Source organism: Gracilibacillus boraciitolerans JCM 21714 (assembly GCF_000521485.1).
In the GTDB taxonomy this organism is placed as follows: Bacteria; Bacillota; Bacilli; order Bacillales; family Amphibacillaceae; genus Gracilibacillus; species Gracilibacillus boraciitolerans.
Genome location: NZ_BAVS01000018.1, coordinates 38330 through 61111, shown reverse-complemented (window position 1 = coordinate 61111; position 22782 = coordinate 38330). Strand labels below are relative to the sequence as shown.

The following is a 22782-nucleotide window of genomic DNA, read 5'->3' as shown; positions in this document are numbered from 1 at the left end:
ATGGATTTAAGGGACATTTTGAAAGAAAGCATAGCTGTAAAAGCCGCTTCGGCTTGTTAAGCAGTACAGTCAAGTCATAATTACCTCATCAGTTAGTGCGCATAATCTTCCTAATGTGCATCTTCATTCATTCTTTTATTCCGCTTTTCGTATGTTCTTATTGTAGTTCTTTAATCACAGCATCGGGCTTTTCATGATTTAAAGCTTGCAACATATTTTTGCAGCAAATTTCATGTCTTCACGCGTTTCTGCTGTTGCAGAACCGATATGTGGAAGTGTCACTACATTATTCATTTTCAACAATGGATTATCAGGATCGACTGGTTCTTGTTCAAATACATCTAAACCTGCACCAGCTATTTCTTTATCTTCAAGCGCCTGAATCATCTCTTTCTCATTTACCACTGCACCTCTTGAAGCATTGATAAAAAAGCACGTATCTTTCATTTTTTTAAACTCTTTTGCATTTATTAAGTGATGTGTTTCTTTTGTTAAAGGTGTCATTACTAAAATGAAATCAGATTCTTTTAATAGCTCTTCCATTTCCTGATATCCTATTCCTAAGTCTTTTTCAATCTGTTCTTTTTTACTTCGGTTATAATAGGTAACTTCCATTTCAAAACCTAACTTTGCCCTTCTTGCAACTTTTTCACCAATTCTTCCCATTCCTATTATTCCTAATTTTTTATGATGGACATTGCGTCCAAATAATGATGAATCTATACCTTTCTTCCACTTACCTTGTTTGACATATTGATCAAGTTCCGTAATTCTGCGAGCACTGCTAAGAATTAAACCAAAAATAAGATCTGCTACAGTTTCGTCTAATACATATGGTGTATGGGTAGCGATAACCTGCGAACGCTTTAATGCTTCGACATCAAAATTGTCATAGCCCACTGCAACATTACTGACAACTTCTAGATTTTTTGCTCTATTTAATAATTCATCATCAATTTTATCTTTTGCTGTAATAAGACCATGATATTGATCAATTTCTGCTAATAATTGTTCTCTTGGCATTTGTTCTGAACTATCCCAGGTCTTTATCTCGACTTGTTCTCTCAAATAATTTTGTACTGATTCAGGAATTTGCTCTGTAACTAATACTTTTTTCTTCATAATTGCCTCCTGGAAATTCTATTATAGTGAACCATTAGAATGCCTCTTATCTTATCGTTCTGCTCTCAACTGCATAATCACACCAGCAGTTTCTTCAATCGATTTATGGGATACATTTAATACATGACAGTTCAATTTTTTCATTAATTGATTCGCAGTTTTTAATTCTTGTTTTATTTGGTCCATTGATGCATATTTAGACTCTGCAGGTAATCCTAACGTTTTTAGACGTTCTGATCTTATTTTTAACAAATGTACTGGATCAATCGTTAAGCCGACTATCATGCGATCAGCTTCCTGAAATAATTCATCTGGTGCCTGCATATCCGGTAAAATAGGTAAATTTGCGGTTTTTAATCCTTTGTGTGCCAAAAAAATACTTAATGGTGTTTTTGAAGTTCTAGATACTCCAATTAATACGACGTCAGCTAATAATAATCCTTTGACATCTTTCCCATCATCATATTTGACGGCAAACTCAATTGCTTCTATTCTTCTAAAATATTCCTCATCAAGTACTTGTTGTTGACCTGGTTCTGGCTTGGGATTGTCATTAAATGTATCAATATATGCCTGCATCATAGGCCCCATGACATCAACTGCTCTTATGTCAAAACGAATCGCTTCTTGTTGCATTTTAGCTCGCAAATCAGGTTGTACTAAGGTATACGCTATAAAACTATTATTTTCACTTACTTCTTGCATAATTTCTTCAATTTCTTCTTCTTTTTGAATATGGCTAACTCTTTTTATTTTTACATCATGATTAGTAAATTGTCTTATCGTTGCACGCACAACTGCTTCCGCTGTTTCTCCAACTGCATCGGAACAAACGTAAATATAAGCTGATTTTTCAACCATACCGACCTCTCCCTTTTCTATACTTCCGAGCTCATTTCAATTAGAGCTTTTACGATATTAGTTTTAGTAATGCGACCTATCACCTTTTTACTGGAGCTGTCATCACTCGGTTTTACTACCGGTAAACTATCTACTTCATAATATACCATCATTTTAGCAGCGTCATAGACGCTTTTATCTGGTGTGATCGTATATACTTTAGATTGCCTTGTCATAACAAGTTGGACAGGCATTGTAGTGGCTTGTGGATTTCCTAATGTGACTTTTAATAAATCTTTCCGTGACACAATACCTTCTAAATACTGGTTTTCATCAACTACGATCAGACTACCTACATCATCTAAAAAAAGTGAAATCACCGCTTCATTAACTGTGGTTGTTTTTTGTATCGTAACCGCAACCCCCCCTTGTACATCTTTTACTAATGTTTGCTTCCAGACGTTCTGACTGTTCCTGTCCGTTTTATTTTTAGATAAAAAGTAGCCTACTTTTGGTTTTGCCTCAATCTGACCCGTCATCACCAATACTGCTAAATCAGAACGAAGCGTTCCTTTACTGACACCAAGCATTTCAGCAATTTGCTCAGCAGTAATCGGCTCATGTTTTTTTAATATCCCTATAATATCGATTTGTCGTTCCGTAAAATCAATCATTATCTTCCTCCTGATTTAACACTTATCCCTACACAATTCATTCTATTTTTGAGCGATTTTTATAAATTCATCATAACATAGTTTCGACATACTGATAAAAATGTCATATTAATAATACATCACATTTTTTAAATATAGAAAGAAACATCAATTTTACGTTTTCCAAGGACATCATTTATTATTACTTGATTTGATAGTATTTTGTTTTTTATTATTTCTCTAACGTGTTTACCTCAATATGTAATCGTTTACTAAATAGTATAATAGATAAAAATAAAAGAATCTATGATTTTAGTTCACGAATGATTACAAATGATACGTTTTATTGTATGATTATGATTAACGCTTTCAAAAGGAGATTCATACATATGAAATTACAACCTAAAACAAACTATTATATGCTTTTATTTGTTATTTTTGGAGGCTTTTTAATCTTTGGCGTCTCAGAAAATATTAAAGGGCCAGCCTTACCAGATATGCAGAGCGAGCTATCACTTAGTGCTGGAACACTGGGTATTTTATTAGCGATAAATGCATTTGGTTTTTTACTAGCCTGTACATATACTTCATGGTTAATTTCAAAGATTGGTGCCAAAACAGCTAGTATTTTAACCTTTATCTTAATGGCAATTTCCGGAGTCTTTATCTATTTTTCTACTAATTTTCCGACATTAGTTGGCGCTTATTTTATATTATATATAGGGAACGGCATGTTGGAAATAGGTTTGGCCATTATTGCAGCACGATTATTCACCAAAAACACCGGAACCATGTTGAATTTATCTCATTTCTTTTATGGCCTAGGTTCAACAGTCGCACCAATCATCGCGGCCCAAATGATGGGATGGGAGGTATCCTCAACCGTACTTGGTTGGCGTGGAATGTATATGATCATGCTATCATTATCGATTCTACCGATTATACCTGTAATGCTAAGTCGTTTTCCAAAACAAGACGGGATAGAAGAGGAAGATCGTACTTCCATAAAGAAATTAACCCGTGATCCTATCGCATGGCTTATTGTATTTGCCTTAACGATGGGAGTAACAGCAGAATTAGGTATTGCTGCTTGGCTTGTAAACTATTTAGTGAAAGTAAGCGAATGGTCAATTGCAGATGCTTCAGGACTGCTGTCAATCTTCTTCTTTTCATTTATGCTTGCAAGATTATTATTAGGACCTGTTACCGATAAATTTGGTTATGCTATTTCCATTGTTATCTTCTCATTATTTGCTGGGATATTAAGCATTATTCCAATCTTTAGCGGTGATCAATTTGCGATTTTATTTGGAATTGCCGGGTTTGGAATTGGTCCGATTTACCCTACCATGATGGCACTACTTGCAAAAATGTATACAAAAGGTACCGATTCAGCGATTACTTTTACAGTTGTACTGATCGGGATTGGCGGAGTTATTACTAATTTAATGATTGGATATATAATTGAATGGGTTACCGAGCTATCATTTGGTACTACTTTTGAAGAGAGTAACAGAATTGGGATGCAGGCAGGTTATTTCTTTATTGCACTTACAGCAATTCTTTGTGCCCTTGCTACCTTGGAGATTTACCGCAGATTAAAAAAAGCTGGAAACATTTTATAATAAAAGAAATGAGGGATGCGAAAGTTAGATGATTCGCATCCCTTAAAATTATGCTATTTAATCAGTATTCTTTATTCACTTAATCCTTCGATTTCTATTTCTTCCACCGTTGCTGTGCCATTATCTAATAATTGAACTTCTGCTGTAATGGCATCTCCTTTTTCTAAAAAGATCGCTAATGGTGCTTTACTAGCATTTACCGTATAAATGGTTGTATCTCCAGATAATAAATACTGAACGATTTGCCCTTGTTCTGAGGAGGTCACCAATACTCGATCAACTTCCCCCCGAGCGTGTCTCTAATTCCACACCGTCAGTAGCACCAACATTACCAGGATTTTGTAACAACGCCATCCGGTAAGCATCTAATGTTTGATTAGCGGTATCTCCAAATACAACAAAGTCAGAATCATTTGCTTTAATGTATGCGTATTGTTTATGGAGTCCATTTGGATCTAATACATTCACGACCCATGTTGGATTACCGTCTACATTGTATAGAACGGGCATGTAGCCTTCCCATCGCTTCTCAGGAAATTCTTTGTTAACAATTTGCTTAGCACCCTCACTATCCATAATGCCATTATTTTTTTCTCCATTGTAATAAGTCAATTCTCCTGTACGGGCATGAATTAGTGTATAGCCTAATGCAGAGTCAATATTTTCTTTAGGTGATGTAAGATCAGTAAAATAGAACATTTCCCCCCCGTTCTCATCAAAGATTGGAGTTACTCCAGATTCAGAACCAGAAGCATTTGGAATCTTAACATCTCTTTTTCCAAAAACACTATTCAGCCAACCATGAATGTATTTACCAAAATAATTATTTTCGGTTGTTGCCATTTCAGAACTTACCGACCTTCAATAAAATCGGGTGCTTCATTTGTTTCAAACATCTTCATGTCACCTGAGGTTGGATCGATGACAACTACCTTTAAGGCATTTAAATTTGGTTTATTCGTAACATGCATTGGACGATAAATGGTTTGTACATACCAAGGCTTTCCATCTTCATCTATTTCAATTTGAGCTTCACCACTTTGTATATATTGTGGATACTGATTATAAATCACACGTTTAACATACTTATGAAAATAACTGGAATTCGTATACTGCATCGCACTATCATGAAATTCCGGCTGTGCATTTACATTCGTTGCTGAAATCGTAAAATAACCCGCAGTTTCTTTTCCACGAAGAAACTTCCAAAAACCAGCAAACTCTACTGGCGCTACATACACTACTTCTTCTTCTACTTTTTGAACTTGCAATTTCCCTAAATCATAAAATTGCGGATTAGGTACCACACTCATTGCCTTCTGAATTTTATTTCGTGCAAATTCAGGAGCTACTGTAATAGGCGTTTCATCTTTCGTTAACGGTTTTGCCTCTTCTTCCTCAGTTACTGAAATAGACTGATGTGCATCATCCAGCGTTGTAAATCCTAAAACAATGATGACAATCAAAGCTATAAATCCTACACTAAAAAAGAGCACAATCGGTTTCATTACGCTTGTCTCTACCTTTTTCCCTGGTTGAATCACATAAAGAAATAATGGCAGAAAAATTGCTGCTACGATTATATTAGCCAATAACATATTTGGAACTGTAATTGCAGGAATTGCAAAATAAAAGATAATCCCTGTTGTCAGATAACCAATCACCAAAATTATTAGTCCATGTTTCATTACCCTTGATGCATTCAATTTAGAAATACTTAACGTGATAATCATACCGACTACATATAATATCATTGCGATTAATGTTGCTATTAATACACCTATCATACTTATCCCCCCTCTTTCTTCTCAACTATTGTTTACGATCATAAGAGAAAAAAGGTTTCAATTATTTTATTTCATCTGCTGTTAAACGATGAAGAAACACCAGGTTTTCTCCTCCAGAACCTGCACCATTACGGATGCAAGAGCACATATCCCGTTCGGTCAACAATTGCTTGCCCTTGTTCTGAAGTTATCCAATTAATTAATGTTGGTACATTGGGATTATTTATACCTGCAGTTACTGCATAAAACTCAGCTATAATAGGATAAGTTCCGTTTTGATTTCCTTTGTAGGTGCTACATTATTAATGGCGATGTGTTTGATCTCCCCCCCATTTTCCACCATTTCCTGCGAGAAAAAGCGGAATGAATATCCTATTGCATTCCGATGATTCTGATAATTGGACGTTTCTCGGATAATACCACACATACCTGAAATAATCTCATCACTTGGTGGCTCCATGAATGTTTTGCCATCCATAAACCGAAGCAGAGCAGACTGACTGCAACTACCTTCCGGACGTTGAAATGCACGAATCTCTTTATTTTCTCCGCCTACTTGTTGCCAATTAGTGATATCTCAAGCATAAATCGATTGAATTTGTTCCACTGTTAATGAATCAATTGGATTATTTTCTCGGTAGAACAAGTGCATACTTATTATTAGTTTCGATTATTGCATGAAAACTATTTACTGAAATTAATAGATTTTAAGTAATAGATTATTATTGCATAAAATCGACTAATAACAGTAATATGATTTCATGCAATTATGATCGATAACATAAAATCAGTTACAGAATATCGCCTGATTTCATGCAATTCTTTTCCTCATAGTATTTTTGGTACATTTTATAGAATATAATATGCTCCTTTCGTATTTCCTTCTACCTTTAAATGTTTCTTTAAGATGTAGCGCATCCTTTGGGCAGATAAAGGTAAGTCACACCAATCCTTCATTAGCTCAACTGTTATTTGTTTTTCGGGAAAAAGTACCATTAATTCTTTCAAGTTCCGTAAAACTGCTGATACAACTGATTCCATCTTTCCACATGCAGAGCAAATCAATATTTTTCCCTCTACTTGGTCTAGAAAATGACAACAATACGTACATGGAATTCCTTTTAATAATTGATCATATGAATAGTTAGCTGAATTCAGAAATGGAGAATGCGGCATTTTTAACGTATTTAGTTGTTGATATAGCGTGTGATAAGTCGGACTTAATGAGGTATGCGATGGAAATTGCTTAAAGTAACGATTTAATTGCGTGGGAAGTATCAACCTTGGATTTTTATCCTTTGAATAGATCGTACACTCGGGATTAACAAAGACTACTGCAGATTTAATTGTGAATTGATAGCCTAAATCTGCTAATAATTGCCGGAACAATGATTCACTTCGCCTTAATTGAATTAATGGGTCATCTATTTCAACATGTGTTTCCCTAAAAAATTTTTCGTTATCATAAAAAAAGTCACCAGAAAAATTTTTCACTTCGTAAAGATATATCGTATCATTGTAGAACAATAAGAGATCAAGTTGGAAAGTGCGTCCATGATGAGTGAGCCAAAGGTCATGGATGATTATTAAATCTCCTGATAGTTGTTGGACGTATGATTCTAATAACTTTTCACCCTGATAACCACGTTCTATTTTTCTATATGTACTTTTCTCTTGCTGTGGCAATTGTTTACGCTTACTTAGGTAATCAAAAATAACCAGTTCATGCGGCTTTATTTGCGCATTCAAATGCATCACTCCTTTTTTATTTTACTATATTTTACATTAAACAGACCAATATTACTAGTGGAAGTTCAATATATTTCCTTTAACCATTCGTGTATCGACGCCTGCTCGCGGATAGCTTCTACCTGTTCTTGTGCAATAACTTGGCCATTTTTCAACACAATTACTTCATCTAATAAGTTTTCTACTTCTAGTAGTTCATGAGTTGTTATAATTAATGATTGCCTTTCCAAATCAATAAATTGGATAATGCCTTTCGTAATTCTTTCTTTAACAAGGGGGGGATCAAGACCTGCCAATGGTTCATCCAGCACAAGAAAAGGTGCGTTTCGCGCAAGGGTTACCGTAATCTTCACACGCGCCATTTGGCCTTTTGATAAATATTTTATTTTCATTTTACGATCAAGATCAAAAAATCTAGCATTGCTTCGGCACGTTCTTGTACAAAATCATCAAATTGTGACTGATAAAAATCTATCAATTGCTCAATGGTAAAATAATTATAGAAATAGTCGTGATCTGAACTATACGAAATGTTAAAACTCCGATCTTGTTTAAGATTGATATGACCTTTACTTGGATATAATACACCTGCCAATATTTTTAGTAACGTTGTTTTGCCACTACCATTTTCTCCAATAATACCAACTATCTTTCCTATCTCGATAGAAAAAGTACAATCGGTTAATATCGGGCGGAACATTTTCCTTTTACTTATATGTTGTACATTAAGCATCTGTTTTTTCCTCCTTCAAGCTTTTTAGAATGTCATCTTTGGTAAATCCTAAAGCTACCATATCGTCTAAAAATGTATGGAGATATTGTTGTTTTAATGATTCTCTTACTTGAGCAATTAATATCTCATCTTTAGTCACAAATGTACCTTGACCTCTTCTTGTAACGGTAATATGTCTTTGATCTAACTCGCGATATACACGCTGAATCGTATTCGGATTGACTCCCGATTCAACTGCTAATTCACGAACAGAGGGTAATTTCTCTCCTGCTTTTCTACTTCCACTGACAATTTCCTGGATGATTTGGTCGACTACTTGTAAATAAATAGGTTTGTCTCTTTCAAATTGTGGAGGCATCGTTACACCTCCGCTTTCTTTTTAAAAAGCCATGTTACAAAGAAAAAAGACAAGACTATAAATTAAAAAAATAAATAAAATCATACTTATCGATATTTGATCATTCACCATAAAGGTGTTAATAGAAAGGTTTATCTCATCACTCACATCCCATAACCACCAAGATTGAAGAAATGTTAACTGTTTTGTTATGAAATTAAAGCTCAACATTATGAAATAAAGTATAAACAACGTGCTAATAATAGAAAGAACAAACCCAATTTTCGATTTTAACCATTGATGACCAGTCCATCCAATGTATACAGCAAGTGATAAAGAAAAGGCAATCGGCAGAACAGTGCTAAACAAACTGATCAATAATAGAGATGTTTCACTCCATGTCATGGTCCAAACATTTAGTAACAGGAATACGATTAATAAGATATATAGAATAAAATAAAACACGACCATTAAAAATATCGCATGTAACCATTTAATTATCATTTGTTTATACATATTACGTTTAAGAAATAATAATTGACCGATCTGTAAAGTTTCCGTATTAAGACTAAATAAAAGCGTAGCAGGCATTATAATGAATCCAATTGCACTGAAATCTATTACAAATAAAGCATCACGCTGTGAATCCATCCTCAAATAAATCAAATAGGAAAATAATAACAATAGAAAGATAAATGCACTTATCTGGAATCCCCCCCGCATCATAGCTATTTCCTTTTTCCATAACCCCCCCAACATTTTTTCATCTCCTTGTATTAGTGTGCTATTTATATAATACACTAATACATATTAGAATGCAATATCGCTTAAGACTTGTCTGAAAGTTAGGCTATGTGTCTTAGAAAAAGAGTGCTATAGAACAGTAAGAACCGCTTTTGCATGAAATAACATCATTCTTTTTCGAAGATTTTATGCAATAATAGCTTATAACATGAAATCCTATTACAAAATACTAAAGATTTTATTTAATAAAGAATGATTGCATAAAATCCACAAATTTCTTACTATATATTTCATGCAATCATTCTCTCTATAAAAAACTATCCCTAACCAAAGGGATAGTTATTCATATCTCGTTACATCGACCTGATCCAAGATCATATCGTTTAATTTTCCATTGACTGCTAATTGAAAACGGTGCAACTGTTCACGTTGTTGAGAATTTGCACTGTGCATGACGCGATCAATGCTTTGTGATAATTTTTCTAATTCTAAATGGGCGTTCGTGTAATCTTCATTCAACATAAATTGGCTACGGTTAGACATATCTAATTGTTCTTCTGCTTGCTGAATAATATGTTGACCCTCAATAAGTAAGTTTTCAATTGAATCTCTTGTGGTCATATTCATCACCTCGTCTATAGTGTGAAACAACCAATAAAATTCATACATTTTATAATAATAATTTGCTAAAATAAATTTAAAAATATGCTTTTTAAAGGAGTACTATCAAAATGAAGGCAATTGTCGCTTATTCTCATCAGTTATTGAAAGACATTGTTCAGCATGGCGACATCGTAATAGATGCAACCTGTGGAAATGGAAATGATACCATATTCTTAAGTGGATTAGTTGGAAAATTTGGAAAAGTTTACGCCTTCGATATTCAAAAACAGGCCATTGCGAAAACTAAAATTTTATTAGAAAAAAACAACATTAATAATGTTGAATTGATTGAGGATGGACATGAAAAGGTGACCCATTACATTGTGAACCAACCGATAGCAGGGGGCCATATTTAATTTAGGCTATTTACCAAATGGTGATCATTCCATTATTACGGTTCCAGAAACAACGATTCATGCTATTTCATCGATGCTGGCGTTGCTTAAAAGGCGCGGTCGAATCGTGATTGTTATTTATCATGGTCATGCTGGAGGAACAACAGAAAAAAACGAAGTATTAGCCTATTGCGAGCAGTTAGATCAAGAAAAATATCAAGTATTACAGTACCAATTTATTAATCAAATCAATAAGCCTCCTTTTGTTATCGCAATTGAAAAGACATATTCCAATTTATCACACACTTTAACACCCTGATAAGTTTCGCTTAATGAGCAGCGGGAGAAAAAATTCCCACTGATAGTTTCACTTTATACTTCCTCAGTATCTTCCTGCTAATCGGTTATACATTTTAATATTCCAATGAAAAAATTGTGATTTTCGTCCACTTGCTTTGAGCAGCCTTTTTACAGTAGGCTGGAATTGGCGCATTTTTCGCACCTTTGGATCTGCGAGGTAAAGACCTACTAACCCATGTTGAATCATTTCATGAAATCCTCGCTCAGGTAAGGTTTGTACCTGTTTATTGGTTTGCTCAACAAAATAGAGAAGTCGCTTTTCCAGTTCATCTTCATTCTGATAATAGTTACAGAAATTCAAATCTCCTTCTTCCTTATCTTCTTGCTGATCAATAAAATAGTCCAACATAATATGTAACCCTTGCAAAAAGGGAAAATAGCTTTCAAATATATTATCCGCTAATTTCGTTGTCATTTTATTATTTAATCCGTATGATACCATACAAAAAATTCCTAACGTGGAACCAGTGCAGGCAGAAAACTCATACCAGCTCAGCATCGGCCATTTTTGTTGATGTTCCTGAAACCATTTCTCTAATCTTGGAATTCGTTCATGGTGTGTTACATGCTTATGTACTTGCAAATCACTATATAAAGATTCTAATTGAATCATATGATTTTGAAAGTCGGTATAATCGTCAATTTCACGAAGAACTGCTTGGCATGTTTGCACTAAATTAACTAAATATTCCCCCCCATCGTCCTGTTCTTCGCGATATTGATAATAATTTTTCGCTTTATTTTCGGGCGAAAGTGCATCTTCCATTGATTGATGAAGCATCCTGAAATCTGTGGGATCAAGGGAGGTGCTGCGGTCACATAAGTTATCCAAATAATCACTAATTGTTTGGTAGGCAACAATAAAACGAATCGACTTTTCCCATTGTCCTCCTGATAATACACTATAGACACTTCCACCCTGGCAATGAAATTTTTTAGTTTGAATACTCGCTAATGCTTGTGTTCGCAACTCCTTATTAGGAATTTGTTCTGCACGTTTTCTCCAATAATTCAGTTCTATTTTTACTTGTGGAAAGATTTTTTGATAGACATTCTTCATCAGTACCGGTGCATTGGTTGGGACATGTAGTGTCACCTTTTTCCCCTCGCTTTACTGTTATCCTTTTTCTATCTATATGATATCATATAATTAACTAGATAATAGGAGGTTAACATAGATGATCTATCAATATAAAGGAAAAACTCCTGTAATTGATCCAACCGCTTTTATCGCTTCGGATACCGTTATTACAGGAGATGTAGAAATTGGCGCCTATAGCAGTGTTTGGTTTAAAACCGTGATACGTGGGGGGGATGTTTCTCCAGTTAAGATTGGTGCTTATACAAATATTCAGGACTTATCGCTTTTGCATCAGAGTCCTGAGTTACCACTAATTATCGAAGATTATGTTACGATTGGACACCAGGTAACCCTTCATTCCGCGGTTATTCGTCAGCATGCTCTAGTCGGAATGGGATCCATTATATTAGATGGTGCTGAAATTGGTGAAGGGGGGGCTTTTGTGGGAGCAGGAAGCTTAGTTCCCCCCTGGCAAAAAAATCCCACCTGATACTCTTGCATTTGGACAACCAGCAAAAGTAGTTCGCAACTTGACTGAAGAAGATAAAAAAGAAATGAAGCGAATTCAGGAAGGCTATGTGACAAAAGGACAAGATTATAAAAAATTATAAAAAAAAAGCAAGCTTGTTTATCAAACGTGAACAAGCTTGCTTTCTGTTTTATCTTCTGTCTGTAATTGTGAAATATCAAATTTATGTTCGACATATATTTGATACCATAACATAAACATTAAGACGGTCCAGATTTTTCGGCTATTATCTCTTTTTCCAATACAATGTTCATCTAATAAATGCCAAATCACTTTTTTATTAATTAAATGATCTGTCTGACTTTCCTGAATTAACTGTTTTGCCCAGCTGTTTAACTCATTTTTCAACCAATGACGTATCGGAACTGGAAATCCGAGTTTTTTTCTATCCAACACATGATCCGGTACTATCCCACGAGCAGCTTGACGTAAAATATATTTGGTTGTACCATTTGTTATTTTTAAATTCACTGGAATTTCCTTTGCTGTTTGAAATACTTCCTTATCGAGAAACGGAACTCGTAATTCTAATGAATGTGCCATGGTCATTTTGTCTGCTTTTAACAGAATATCTCCGCGAAGCCATGTGTGTATATCAATGTATTGCATTTGATTGACAGGATCATCTTGACTTACTTGATCATATAAAGGAGCTGTTATATTTTGATAAATGTGTTGCTGTTGATATGCTTGAAGCAAATTATTTTTCTCATGCTCTTCAAACATTTTGGCATTTCCTACATATCGATCTCTTAGTGGCGTTGTCCCTCTTTCAAGAAAGCTTTTGCCTCTTACACCTTCTGGCAACACCTTTGCTACTCGAGCTAATAAATCTTTTGCTGGATGGGGGGATCGAATCAAAAACTCGTAATGATTCCGGTTCATGGTAGATATTATAACCACCGAATAACTCGTCCGCTCCTTCTCCTGATAATACAACTGTTACGTGTTTTTTCGCTTCTCTTGCTACAAAATACAGTGGTACACATGCAGGGTCTGCAAGCGGATCATCCATATGCCACATTATTTTGGGTAACTTTGCTACATACTCTTCTGGTGTAATAATATACGAGTAATTATCCACTCCTAATTTATCTGCTGTTTCTTTTGCTACTTCTATTTCAGAATAGCCATCTTGCTCAAATCCTACCGAGAAAGTTTTTATATCAGGATGGTAGCGCTTTGCTAGAGCTACAATAATGGAAGAGTCAATTCCACCTGAGAGAAAGGAACCAACCGGAACATCGCTACGCATATGCTTTTGAACGGAATCATCTAGTCTGGACTGAATTTGATCTATCCATTCATTTTCTGTCTTATTAACAGGACTAAAATTCGGTTTAAAATAATGGTGAAAGGTGAGTGGAGTATCTTTTTGTTTAATAAAATAAGTTCCAGGTTCCACACGTTTCACTTCTTGACTCATGGATATCGGTTCCGGTACATATTGAAAGGTTAAATAGTCTTGCAGACCTTGTTGTTCTATCTGTTCCTTATTAGATAACAGACTCTTCGTTTCGGAAGCAAAATAGATTCCTTGCTCAGTTTCTTTATAATAAAATGGTTTAATTCCAAAAGGATCTCTTGCCCCCCCATATAAACATTGTGATTGTTTATCCCAAATTAAAATAGAAAACATCCCACGTAACTGTTGAAAGGCATCGACGCCTTTATTAGCAAATAAAGCGATAATTACTTCCGTATCAGAATCTGTTTTAAAAGTAACATCTTTTTGTTGTAAGCTTTCCCTTAACTCCACATAGTTATAAATTTCTCCATTAAACACCATCCAATATCGATCATCTTCATAGGAAAAAGGCTGATGTCCACTGTTAATATCAATTATACTTAATCTTCTAAAACCCAGTACAATTTCTTCATCTTCAAAATATCCTTTATCATCAGGACCTCTGTGTTGAATGAGATTAAGACGATTCTTAAATTCCTCTCGTTCTTCCAAATCTAACATTTTTTCTTGAGCTTTTAATAGACCAATAAAACCGCACATCATACTTTCCTCTTCTCACATAAAAATTTTCAATCCTTTATATGACGATCTTAGATGCCGATTTGTTACACATTATCTTTTTATTAACATAAAGGGGTCAAGTACACTGTTAATGTACTTGACCCATGTATTCTTTCTTTATTTTACCTCAATTTTACAATTGTGACAAGAATTTTTTTAATTCGTCAACCTTATCGATTTTTTCCCAAGTAAAGTTTGTATCTGTTCGACCAAAATGACCGTATGCCGCCGTCTTGCGATAAATTGGTTTTTTCAAATCTAACATTTTAATGATGCCAGCAGGACGCAGATCAAAAATAGCTCTAACCGCGTTTACGAGATCTTCTTCAGCGTATTTTCCTGTATCAAACGTATTAATCGCAATCGAGACGGGTTGTGCTACACCAATTGCATACGCAAATTGTACTTCACATGCATCCGCTAATCCAGCAGCCACAATATTTTTTGCTACATATCGTGCAGCATACGCAGCAGAGCGGTCTACTTTAGTTGCATCCTTTCCACTAAAGGCACCACCTCCATGACGAGCATATCCACCATATGTATCAACAATAATTTTCCGGCCAGTTAAACCTGCATCCCCTTGTGGACCACCGATAACAAAGCGTCCTGTCGGATTAATAAAATATTTTGTTTCGGCATCTAACAATTCTGAAGGAACGACAGGCTTGATAACATGTTCTTTAAGATCCTCCTGAATTTGCTCTAATGTAGTATCCTGATTATGCTGTGTGGAAATAACAATGGTGTCTATTCGGATTGGTTTATTATTTTCGTCATATTCAACCGTCACTTGTGTTTTACCATCTGGACGGAGATATTCTAAAGTTTTATTCTTTCTTACCTCTGATAATTGCTTGGCCAATTTATGAGCCAAACTAATAGGTAAGGGCATTAATTCCGGTGTTTCATTATTGGCATAACCAAACATAAGTCCTTGATCACCAGCACCAATTGCTTCAATTTCATCGTCTGACATTCGCCCTTCTCGTGCTTCTAAAGCCTTATCAACACCACTTGCAATATCTGGAGATTGTTCATCAATTGCAGTTAACACTCCACAGGTTTCGGCATCAAAACCATATTTTGCTCTTGTATAACCGATCTCTTTAATCGTATTTCGAACGATTTTTGGAATATCCGCATATGTGGAAGTAGAAATTTCGCCTGTTACTAATACTAAACCAGTTGTTACGGTAGTCTCACATGCCACTCTTGCATTGGGATCCTTTAATAAAATTTCATCTAAAATCGCGTCAGAAATTTGGTCACATATTTTATCCGGATGCCCTTCTGTCACAGATTCTGATGTAAATAAATGTCTATTCTTTACCATATTCTCTATATCCTCCCTGTTAGTTTTCACCAAGACTTTCATCACTATTTTTTATAATCGAAACCTGACTTATCACTAAAAAAGAACAGCGAAGTTCTTCGTTCTCTTGTTCTATAGTTTCATTTTCCTATATGCTTAAGTGGTAAAAATCCATAAAAATTTAATATATTTAAAAATTCTACATCTTCCACTATACAACGTTTCACTAAAAATTGCACGAACCAAATTATCTTAACTTTTCGTAAAAAATTATGGCTATTTTTAATATGTAAAAATAGTAAAATGATAACATTTATCGTATCGAATAAAATTTAAAAAGTCAACTCAAACAAAAGAAACAGCTAATCCGAGGATTAGCTGTAAGGTAGTTCCGTTCTGTTTTTAATATAGTCTAAACTATATGTTAATACATCATCTTTCATAATAAAGCTATATGCTTCATTACTTTTAATATTATTTGGTAAAAATTCTAATAGTACAGGCCCTTCTGTCTCATAATAGCATTTCTTCTCTTTCAGGATATTTATTTGGGCGAAATAAATATTTTTTGCCAATTGTTCTTTTTTCCGGAAACAAAATATTGACCTAAATAATTTATTTTTTCAATCTCGCCTCCCGTTTCTTCTAATACCTCTCGAATCGCTGCTTGTTTTGGTGTTTCATTTCTTTCCACTTTTCCTCCGGGAAATTCTAAGCCACGGTTTCTATGTCTGGTTAACAGCCATTTCTTCTTATATCTGCAAATTACAAAAACATGTTTTGGATTTTGGTCAAATGGCTGATCTTCAAAGGATAATTGTATTTTATTATTATAGTAATCGTAAAAAGTTTTCATAATAATATACTACCCTTTATTTTTACTCATGGCTAATATTTACGATTCTCCATATACCCTCTACTTGCTCAAAAGTGATGACAATTGTATATTTGCCATGAAGTTCATTTTTATTAATTTGCGTAACCTTTACTTTTCCATCATCTGTTTTTTCTTTTTGATATTCCACATCATTCTCAAACCATGCTGGTGTTTCTGTCGGTACAATATATAATCCATCTTCTTGTTCCTGATAATAAAAATCAATGTATGGCTGTACTGCTTCTTTTTTTACATACGGTTCAAACGCTTGGATTAGCTCTACTTTTGTATTGAATTCTACCACTTTATATTGTTCATCTGTTTTCTGTACTAGTAATTCCATAAATGTATCAGTTAAAGTTATGATCTGTTCATGAGATAACTCTGCTTCTTTTTGAGTAAGCTGCTGTATATCTTCAAACTGAAGAACTTTTTGTTCATTATTTTTTTGTGCATGAGCTTTTTTTTCAATAGCGTATGCTTGATCCATCTGTGGTTGATTAACCATAAATATTGCAAATGCGGAAAGGACTATGATTGTTCCCATCGTGATGATTTTTTTCATTATTTTCTACCTCCTATTGTCCCTTTATCTTTTTATTCCTTTTTCATAATTTTTTAAACCTTCTTTTTATAAAAATAGACGTTTTTTTTTTACTAAATAGTTTCATTATTTTTTTCTTGTCCAATATTCGATTCTTCCATAGCTTGTTTCGTCTCTTGATTTGCCAATTTATAAATCATCTGAAGGGCTTCTTGTAAATCATTATCATATTTATCATTATCACGATCATCATGATACTGTACATAGGGAATATGAGCGCGAATGTAGGTACCAAAATCATCTTCATGTATTTCGTTGAATTTTTCTCGTAACAGAAATACTTCTTCATCCGTTGCTTCTATTGTATATTCGGTATTTGCACCATATGGGATTTGGGATATTTCTTGTGATCCGATATTTACGTAGTATGTTTTCTTTTCCATTATTATTCACCTCTTCAAAGGTATTGTATGTAAAATGAGTGGATACATGCACGCTAATTATTATGTGATAGTAAATCCTAATGCCTGTCGTACGGAATATACAATTATAAATCATAAGGATTCGCTTATAAGAAATACCGGGAAAGCCCGCCCGGTCCATATTATTAACACAGGTACTGTGCTCTAACTATTATGTAAAAATTCCAAATTATATAAACCGTAATATCACCGCTTCGGCTTGCCCACTTCGCTTTCCAAGGGGGGGCGTGTCTTCAGCTAACTTTTTTGAGCGGTTTGTGCTCGAAAAAGTTAGCTGAAGGAAAAACGCCACGGACAGGGAAGTGTGCATCCGGAGCGATTTCCTTGCACACGATTACTCTCATAATAAATAATATAACCAGTCAACTAAATCTTAATTTATTTCACATCTAAAACGGAAATTGGATACCAAAATGCCGTAATACCAATGGTCATATACTCCCTCTATATACTAACGTATTCTCTTGATAACTCTGTTTTTCTTAGAATTTCACATATATATCAAGAATTGCTTCACACAATAACTTAAGGCTACTGAATCTTCTATGAAATTATGGTGAAAAAGGGTGTACTTAATAAGCCATTCTTTATATTTAGAAAAAATGGAATATACAAATGCTATTGATCGCACTCCATTCCCACAGTACTCATGGCGACAAACCCTTTCCTCTCAATTTAGCACTGCATGATGTGAAGTATAAAACACACTATACTTTTTACAAAAGTGTGTGCTCTTCGAGGCTAAGATCAAGGTCAATTTCCTTTTTCACCTACCGGCTCAAAAAAAGAGTGGTGGCAAACGAAAATCAGTTTGGCCACCACTCTTTTTAAGATAAAGTACAAATCGCAAGGCTTAATTACAGTAAGACAGCCATTCATTAAAAAACTGCACTTTTCTTAATCTAAAATTTTTTTCATCTTATCTTCGCCAGTATCCATTACACCAAATACTACTCCAGGCATGTAATAATGATTGGTTTCATCGTTACTTACATACTCAACAATAGGAGTAATCGTATAAAAATCATGTTGCTCCATTTCTTTGAACTCCGGAATATTAAAACTTTCGGTTGCATTACCTACTATTTGATTATCACCTTCAAATTCAAACACAAAATGATTAGCTAAATCATATATCTTGGCAAGTTCTATGGTATCAGATGTTTGGTTACTTAAATTTACTTCAAGCTCTGGATGAGGAGATGCAAGTGTATTTTCACCAGTTACATCAAGTTCTAGTTGATTAAAACCTTTATCATTTTTCAAAATTAATGTGCCAAATGTAAATACAGCATCACTTAGTTGATCATAATGGATGGTAAGCTTAGTTGTCTCTTCTAGCTCATCACTATCGAGTTGTACATCAATAAGGATATTAAATAATTGATGATTGTCAAAAACATCGCCTTGACTAATCTCATAATCGATAATATCTATATTTTCATTATTAAGTGAAATAAAATCAACAGAGTCAAGAAAAGAGGGACCATCGGTACTTACATCTTGTGCACCAAAAAGATTAAATCTCATAGTTTCCTCTTCTTCTAGGATATAACTAATGTAATTATCTGCGAAATTGAGATCCTCAGGTTTTGACGAAGTTGTAACATCTTCGTCCGTGGACATGTTATTGATCGACAATAATACAATAACTATTAAAGCAGATAAAGCTAAAATTACCGCTACTAGCAAAGTAAGATTTTTTCTTTTCATTTATGTCCCCCCCTCAACTTTATTGTAAATTAATTACTTATACGCTACTAATAAATATGTGTCTTTTCTTGGTGCATAGTGAGTTCCAGTTTTCTTAGAAGTGGTAGTTCCTACTCTTTTAGTTACTGTTACCCCTCTTTTATTATAGTCACCATAAAAAGCTAATTTACTAAGTTTACTTTTGGACGCTGGAATAGAGACTGTTGTGCCATAGGATGATGATACAGTATGTGAAACGCCAAGCTTCGCAGAAATATCTTTCGCGTTCAATCCAACATCAGTACTAATTGTTGAACTTGCTGAATTTGTTTTTGACCATGTGTATCTGTCTGAGTATGACCAAGAACTAGTCAAATATTTGACGAATTTCTTGGACACTTTTGTAGGACCAGAATTAACTTTAACAGTTGTGAAAACTCCTCCCACACACGCAATACACTGAATTCCCATTTGAGGTTCTTCTTCTGGAGATAATTCCCCTTCAAATTGGAAAGCTTCCCCTAATTCACTATGCGCTTCTTCCTCATATTCTTCGTCATCCTCTGAACTATAAGCTAACCCAACCTGAGGAAGCAAGAGTGTGAAGCCCAATGTCAACGCCAAACTTGTAGATACTAACTTTTTAGTGATTCTTTTCAATATTATCTACTCCTTAAAAATATTAGATTACTAGAAAATATTACCATAATATTATAATTTTATCCATACCTTTTTTGTTTGAATTCATAAAATAGTCTGAATTATTCATACTTCCAAGTTAAAGAATGAATTGAAATCAAAGCTAAGTATTTTTCGCTTTCCTTACAAAATGGGGTAGTATTTTTAATGATTACGACGATGTAAAGCCGGAAGCGCTGAAATCAACTGGTTTTTGGACATACTACTCCCTTGGTCTGACATGAAGGATTAAAAAACTTGTATTAGGATGGTTTATTCCAGTTTAAGGTTTTGGATCCGTTCAAGTACATTCCAGAAGAAATTTTGATACACGAAACTCGACGATAATTTAAAGTAAAAGGATCGTCCTGACTTCACTAATTTGCTGGCGACTTTGATGATTCTTGTTCGTATGGTTTGGAATTGCATGTTCTTTTGTTCTTCTGGAAAACAAAGTGTACGCATCCAATTCGTTAAGTTATAAGCCAACAGACTCAACATCATTCTTACCTCATTTACCTGGAAAGAATGACTATTCATTCTTTCGAGATCAAAACCATTCTTTGCTTCCTTGATGTAGTTCTCCATCGTACCTCTTTTCTGATAAGCAAGGACAATGTCCTTGGGAGAAAAGGCATCTACCAAATTTGTCACGATAAAAGAATGGTTAAAGAACATTTCACCTGCCGGGCGTACGGATTTTATGATCACTTTTCTAGGTTTAGACCAGGAGTTCGCTTGATAGGAGGTTTCTTCGTAATAACATTCCGTCTTTGTAACATCCGTTGGTATGAATGAAGGATGGAGTTCATCTGCAATCCGTTGCAGATTTGCATTCGATTTGAGGCGAATAACATAATAAACCGATTCATTTTTGCACAAATCATACAAAACCGAGACGGCGACCACGAAGAAATGGCGTAGTCTCCGGAAACTTCTCGTTGTAACGTTCAATAAGTGGTTGACTAAAATCCACGACACCGTTGGAGGTATCAACGTTTCCCGGACGTAGCTTAGCTTTTAGAAAGTCGCCTGTTACGCCATCAAAGGCAACTAATGGATGGAAGCCGACGGTTCCATAATGGGCATTATAAGTTGTGGATTATTGATCTCCATAGGTATCGGAATGTGTAAAATCCAAATCAAAGATAAGTGCATCCGATTCTCTGGTTTGATGTACTTAATCTATAAGCTCTTGGTTGGCGCTATTTAATTGGTCGATGGATGACGGATCAAACCGTTCAAAAAAACGAGATAAGCTGGGTTGAGAAGCCAACGCATCGGTTCCAATGATTTCCGTGCACACAGGATCGTCCGTCAATTGATCCGTAGCGTCATCCTCGGCATATCCAGCGATCATTTAATAAATTTTTTGTTGTAGCAAATTTTCATTCAAATGAAAATAATAACGTCTATTGTCTTTCAGATTTAGGTGCTGAGCCAATGTTTCGGAGAAACCAATTTTTTCATCGAATTCTCTAAAGAAAAATTCACCCGTATCAGAAGAAAGGAACCTCCATTAGTAGACAATTTAATCTGATGATTGAAATCAAGCTTTATTTGCGGTAAAGTAGCCATTATAAGAATCCTTTCTGTTGGTTATTTGTTTGCACTTTAACTCTATCAGAAATGGATTCTTTTTTCATTTACTTGATTCATAACTAATTTGGCTGAATAGCTTGGAAGATAAGCGCTCTCGATGTTATCGAATATTTTTATGAATAATTCAGGAATAGCATTCTATTGATACGATGGAGGATATGATCTCAGAGGGGGGGTAATATCCTTTTGGAATATCTATTATTCTTGAAACTCCTTTCATTAAAGGCCTCTGTTTTTTCGGTCCCTATCGGTTATTTTTAGGCGCGTTCATGTTTGATTCCTTCTGAGAAATCTTCCAACCAGTTATAACCAGTGCGTTTTGATAGATCGTAAGTGCCTTGTTCTTCCGTTGTTTCTTCTCTCGGGTGAATCACAAAAATATAATAGTTTTCGATAGCAGATAGGTAGACGTCTATCGATCAACTCCTTAAATTCCTTCCAGTCAGACATTTACCATTGCCCAGTTCCGTATTCTCTTTCTTTTCTCAAAAAAAGCTAATCTAGTGTCTTACATTTTTAAGACCTCTTACGAAATTCTCATCCTTGGCTTCTTCAATCCATATTTTTTTTAACTGTTCCCAATACTATAAAGATACTATAAATGTCAATGATAAAATGTACACTTTTGTTTTTTAGTGCCCCCCCTACTAGATTCATTCTGCAGGGGCACTCAGTGAATCAATCAAACGGCTAATGCCCAAATCAAGTTCAAGAAGTGTTTTCTCTTTTCTTAATGTATCGTTTTCCTTTTCTAACCTCTGAACTTCCATTAATAATCTTTCTACTTTTGTCTTATCATCAATACCTTCTTCGTATGCCGTGCCTTTACGCCTCCACCAATCAGTAAACTCCCATGGAGTTCTTCATAATTAAATTTCCCTTGGTAAGCATGTATCTCATCAATGAATTTCATTGGAGCTTCTACCTTATAAAAAAGCCGAACGATAATAAATTCTTATCGTTCGGCTTTTACTTATATCAAATCACTTTATCTCAGTCTCTTTT

General features: G+C 34.7%; 21 protein-coding genes and 5 pseudogenes. 3 read left to right on the top strand and 23 right to left on the bottom strand.

All coding sequences use genetic code 11. The features are described 5' to 3' along the window. Positions 1-198 precede the first annotated feature (198 nt). Genes JCM21714_RS11775 through JCM21714_RS11765 form a run of 3 tightly spaced genes read right to left on the bottom strand, consistent with a single transcriptional unit; the run spans position 199 to position 2636 of the window. Entirely contained in the window at positions 199-1122 is a 924-nt protein-coding gene (locus tag JCM21714_RS11775) for a 2-hydroxyacid dehydrogenase (RefSeq protein WP_235182805.1), read from the bottom strand. A 51-nt stretch (positions 1123-1173) separates the two neighbouring features. Then, complete coding sequence (locus tag JCM21714_RS11770; RefSeq protein ID WP_035724578.1) at positions 1174-1983, bottom strand: pyruvate, water dikinase regulatory protein; 810 nt, start codon at positions 1981-1983, stop codon at positions 1174-1176. Between the two features lie 17 nt (positions 1984-2000). Further along, positions 2001-2636, bottom strand: coding sequence for a helix-turn-helix transcriptional regulator (locus tag JCM21714_RS11765; RefSeq protein ID WP_035724575.1), 636 nt, complete (start codon positions 2634-2636; stop codon positions 2001-2003). A 368-nt stretch (positions 2637-3004) separates the two neighbouring features. On the opposite strand from JCM21714_RS11765, the gene JCM21714_RS11760 reads away from it, so the two are divergent. Beyond that, positions 3005-4240, top strand: a complete 1236-nt coding sequence (locus tag JCM21714_RS11760; RefSeq protein ID WP_084040741.1) for an MFS transporter — start codon at positions 3005-3007, stop codon at positions 4238-4240. 71 nt (positions 4241-4311) lie between these two features. On the opposite strand, the gene JCM21714_RS21605 is transcribed toward JCM21714_RS11760, so the two are convergent. The 10 genes from JCM21714_RS21605 to JCM21714_RS11725 form a co-directional block, all read right to left on the bottom strand. Beyond that, the gene (locus JCM21714_RS21605; protein WP_235182804.1) at positions 4312-4509 is read right to left on the bottom strand and encodes a hypothetical protein; all 198 of its coding nucleotides are present in this window, start codon (positions 4507-4509) and stop codon (positions 4312-4314) included. A gap of 7 nt (positions 4510-4516) precedes the next feature. Further along, complete coding sequence (locus JCM21714_RS21600) at positions 4517-5083, bottom strand: hypothetical protein (protein ID WP_235182803.1); 567 nt, start codon at positions 5081-5083, stop codon at positions 4517-4519. A gap of 8 nt (positions 5084-5091) precedes the next feature. Then, positions 5092-6027, bottom strand: a complete 936-nt coding sequence (locus tag JCM21714_RS21595; RefSeq protein WP_235182802.1) for a hypothetical protein — start codon at positions 6025-6027, stop codon at positions 5092-5094. A gap of 253 nt (positions 6028-6280) precedes the next feature. Continuing rightward, a complete protein-coding gene (locus tag JCM21714_RS18435; protein WP_052000565.1) occupies positions 6281-6505 on the bottom strand; it encodes a hypothetical protein in 225 nt (74 codons plus the stop codon). A 371-nt stretch (positions 6506-6876) separates the two neighbouring features. After that, complete coding sequence (locus tag JCM21714_RS11745) at positions 6877-7776, bottom strand: nuclease-related domain-containing protein (RefSeq protein WP_052000562.1); 900 nt, start codon at positions 7774-7776, stop codon at positions 6877-6879. A gap of 65 nt (positions 7777-7841) precedes the next feature. Continuing rightward, entirely contained in the window at positions 7842-8168 is a 327-nt protein-coding gene (locus JCM21714_RS23100; RefSeq protein WP_268748353.1) for an ATP-binding cassette domain-containing protein, read from the bottom strand. Then, on the bottom strand, positions 8165-8509 hold the full coding sequence (locus JCM21714_RS23355; RefSeq protein ID WP_305037898.1) for an ATP-binding cassette domain-containing protein: 345 nt from the start codon (positions 8507-8509) through the stop codon (positions 8165-8167). Before JCM21714_RS23355 ends, JCM21714_RS23100 begins: the two co-directional genes overlap by 4 nt. Beyond that, entirely contained in the window at positions 8502-8867 is a 366-nt protein-coding gene (locus JCM21714_RS11735) for a GntR family transcriptional regulator (RefSeq protein ID WP_035724573.1), read from the bottom strand. Before JCM21714_RS11735 ends, JCM21714_RS23355 begins: the two co-directional genes overlap by 8 nt. Positions 8868-8888: 21 nt before the next feature. Next, positions 8889-9605 (bottom strand): hypothetical protein, encoded by a 717-nt coding sequence (locus tag JCM21714_RS11730; RefSeq protein WP_035724570.1) that lies wholly within the window; start codon positions 9603-9605, stop codon positions 8889-8891. A gap of 324 nt (positions 9606-9929) precedes the next feature. Then, positions 9930-10211 carry a DUF2524 family protein gene (locus JCM21714_RS11725; RefSeq protein ID WP_035724568.1) on the bottom strand — a complete coding sequence of 94 codons (282 nt, stop codon included), beginning with the start codon at positions 10209-10211 and terminating at the stop codon, positions 9930-9932. A gap of 110 nt (positions 10212-10321) precedes the next feature. Here JCM21714_RS11725 and mnmM point away from each other — a divergent pair. After that, positions 10322-10907, top strand: a pseudogene (mnmM, locus tag JCM21714_RS24765) (tRNA 5-(aminomethyl)-2-thiouridylate-methyltransferase MnmM). Between the two features lie 63 nt (positions 10908-10970). On the opposite strand, the gene JCM21714_RS11715 reads toward mnmM, so the two are convergent. Further along, positions 10971-12044, bottom strand: a complete 1074-nt coding sequence (locus JCM21714_RS11715; protein ID WP_305037897.1) for a tetraprenyl-beta-curcumene synthase family protein — start codon at positions 12042-12044, stop codon at positions 10971-10973. An 82-nt stretch (positions 12045-12126) separates the two neighbouring features. Here JCM21714_RS11715 and JCM21714_RS11710 point away from each other — a divergent pair. Next, a pseudogene (locus JCM21714_RS11710) lies at positions 12127-12640 on the top strand (gamma carbonic anhydrase). 20 nt (positions 12641-12660) lie between these two features. Here the strand turns inward: JCM21714_RS11710 and asnB are convergent. From asnB to JCM21714_RS23090, 9 genes and pseudogenes are all read right to left on the bottom strand, one after another. After that, positions 12661-14566 (bottom strand): annotated as a pseudogene (gene asnB, locus JCM21714_RS11705) (asparagine synthase (glutamine-hydrolyzing)). Between the two features lie 154 nt (positions 14567-14720). Next, a complete protein-coding gene (gene metK, locus JCM21714_RS11700) occupies positions 14721-15923 on the bottom strand; it encodes a methionine adenosyltransferase (RefSeq protein ID WP_035724564.1) in 1203 nt (400 codons plus the stop codon). Positions 15924-16276: 353 nt separating this feature from the next. After that, a pseudogene (gene ytkD / locus JCM21714_RS11695) lies at positions 16277-16758 on the bottom strand (RNA deprotection pyrophosphohydrolase). 22 nt (positions 16759-16780) lie between these two features. Continuing rightward, entirely contained in the window at positions 16781-17344 is a 564-nt protein-coding gene (locus tag JCM21714_RS11690) for a hypothetical protein (protein WP_035724562.1), read from the bottom strand. Positions 17345-17436: 92 nt separating this feature from the next. Continuing rightward, positions 17437-17766, bottom strand: a complete 330-nt coding sequence (locus JCM21714_RS11685; RefSeq protein ID WP_035724560.1) for a hypothetical protein — start codon at positions 17764-17766, stop codon at positions 17437-17439. Positions 17767-18702: 936 nt separating this feature from the next. Continuing rightward, complete coding sequence (locus tag JCM21714_RS11680) at positions 18703-19518, bottom strand: hypothetical protein (protein WP_035724557.1); 816 nt, start codon at positions 19516-19518, stop codon at positions 18703-18705. 33 nt (positions 19519-19551) lie between these two features. After that, positions 19552-20157 carry a hypothetical protein gene (locus JCM21714_RS11675; protein WP_035724554.1) on the bottom strand — a complete coding sequence of 202 codons (606 nt, stop codon included), beginning with the start codon at positions 20155-20157 and terminating at the stop codon, positions 19552-19554. A gap of 291 nt (positions 20158-20448) precedes the next feature. Beyond that, positions 20449-21753, bottom strand: a pseudogene (locus JCM21714_RS11670) (IS1380 family transposase). Between the two features lie 805 nt (positions 21754-22558). Continuing rightward, positions 22559-22690: a hypothetical protein gene (locus tag JCM21714_RS23090; RefSeq protein WP_268748352.1), complete on the bottom strand. Its 132-nt coding sequence runs from the start codon at positions 22688-22690 to the stop codon at positions 22559-22561. Between the last annotated feature and the right edge of the window lie 92 nt (positions 22691-22782).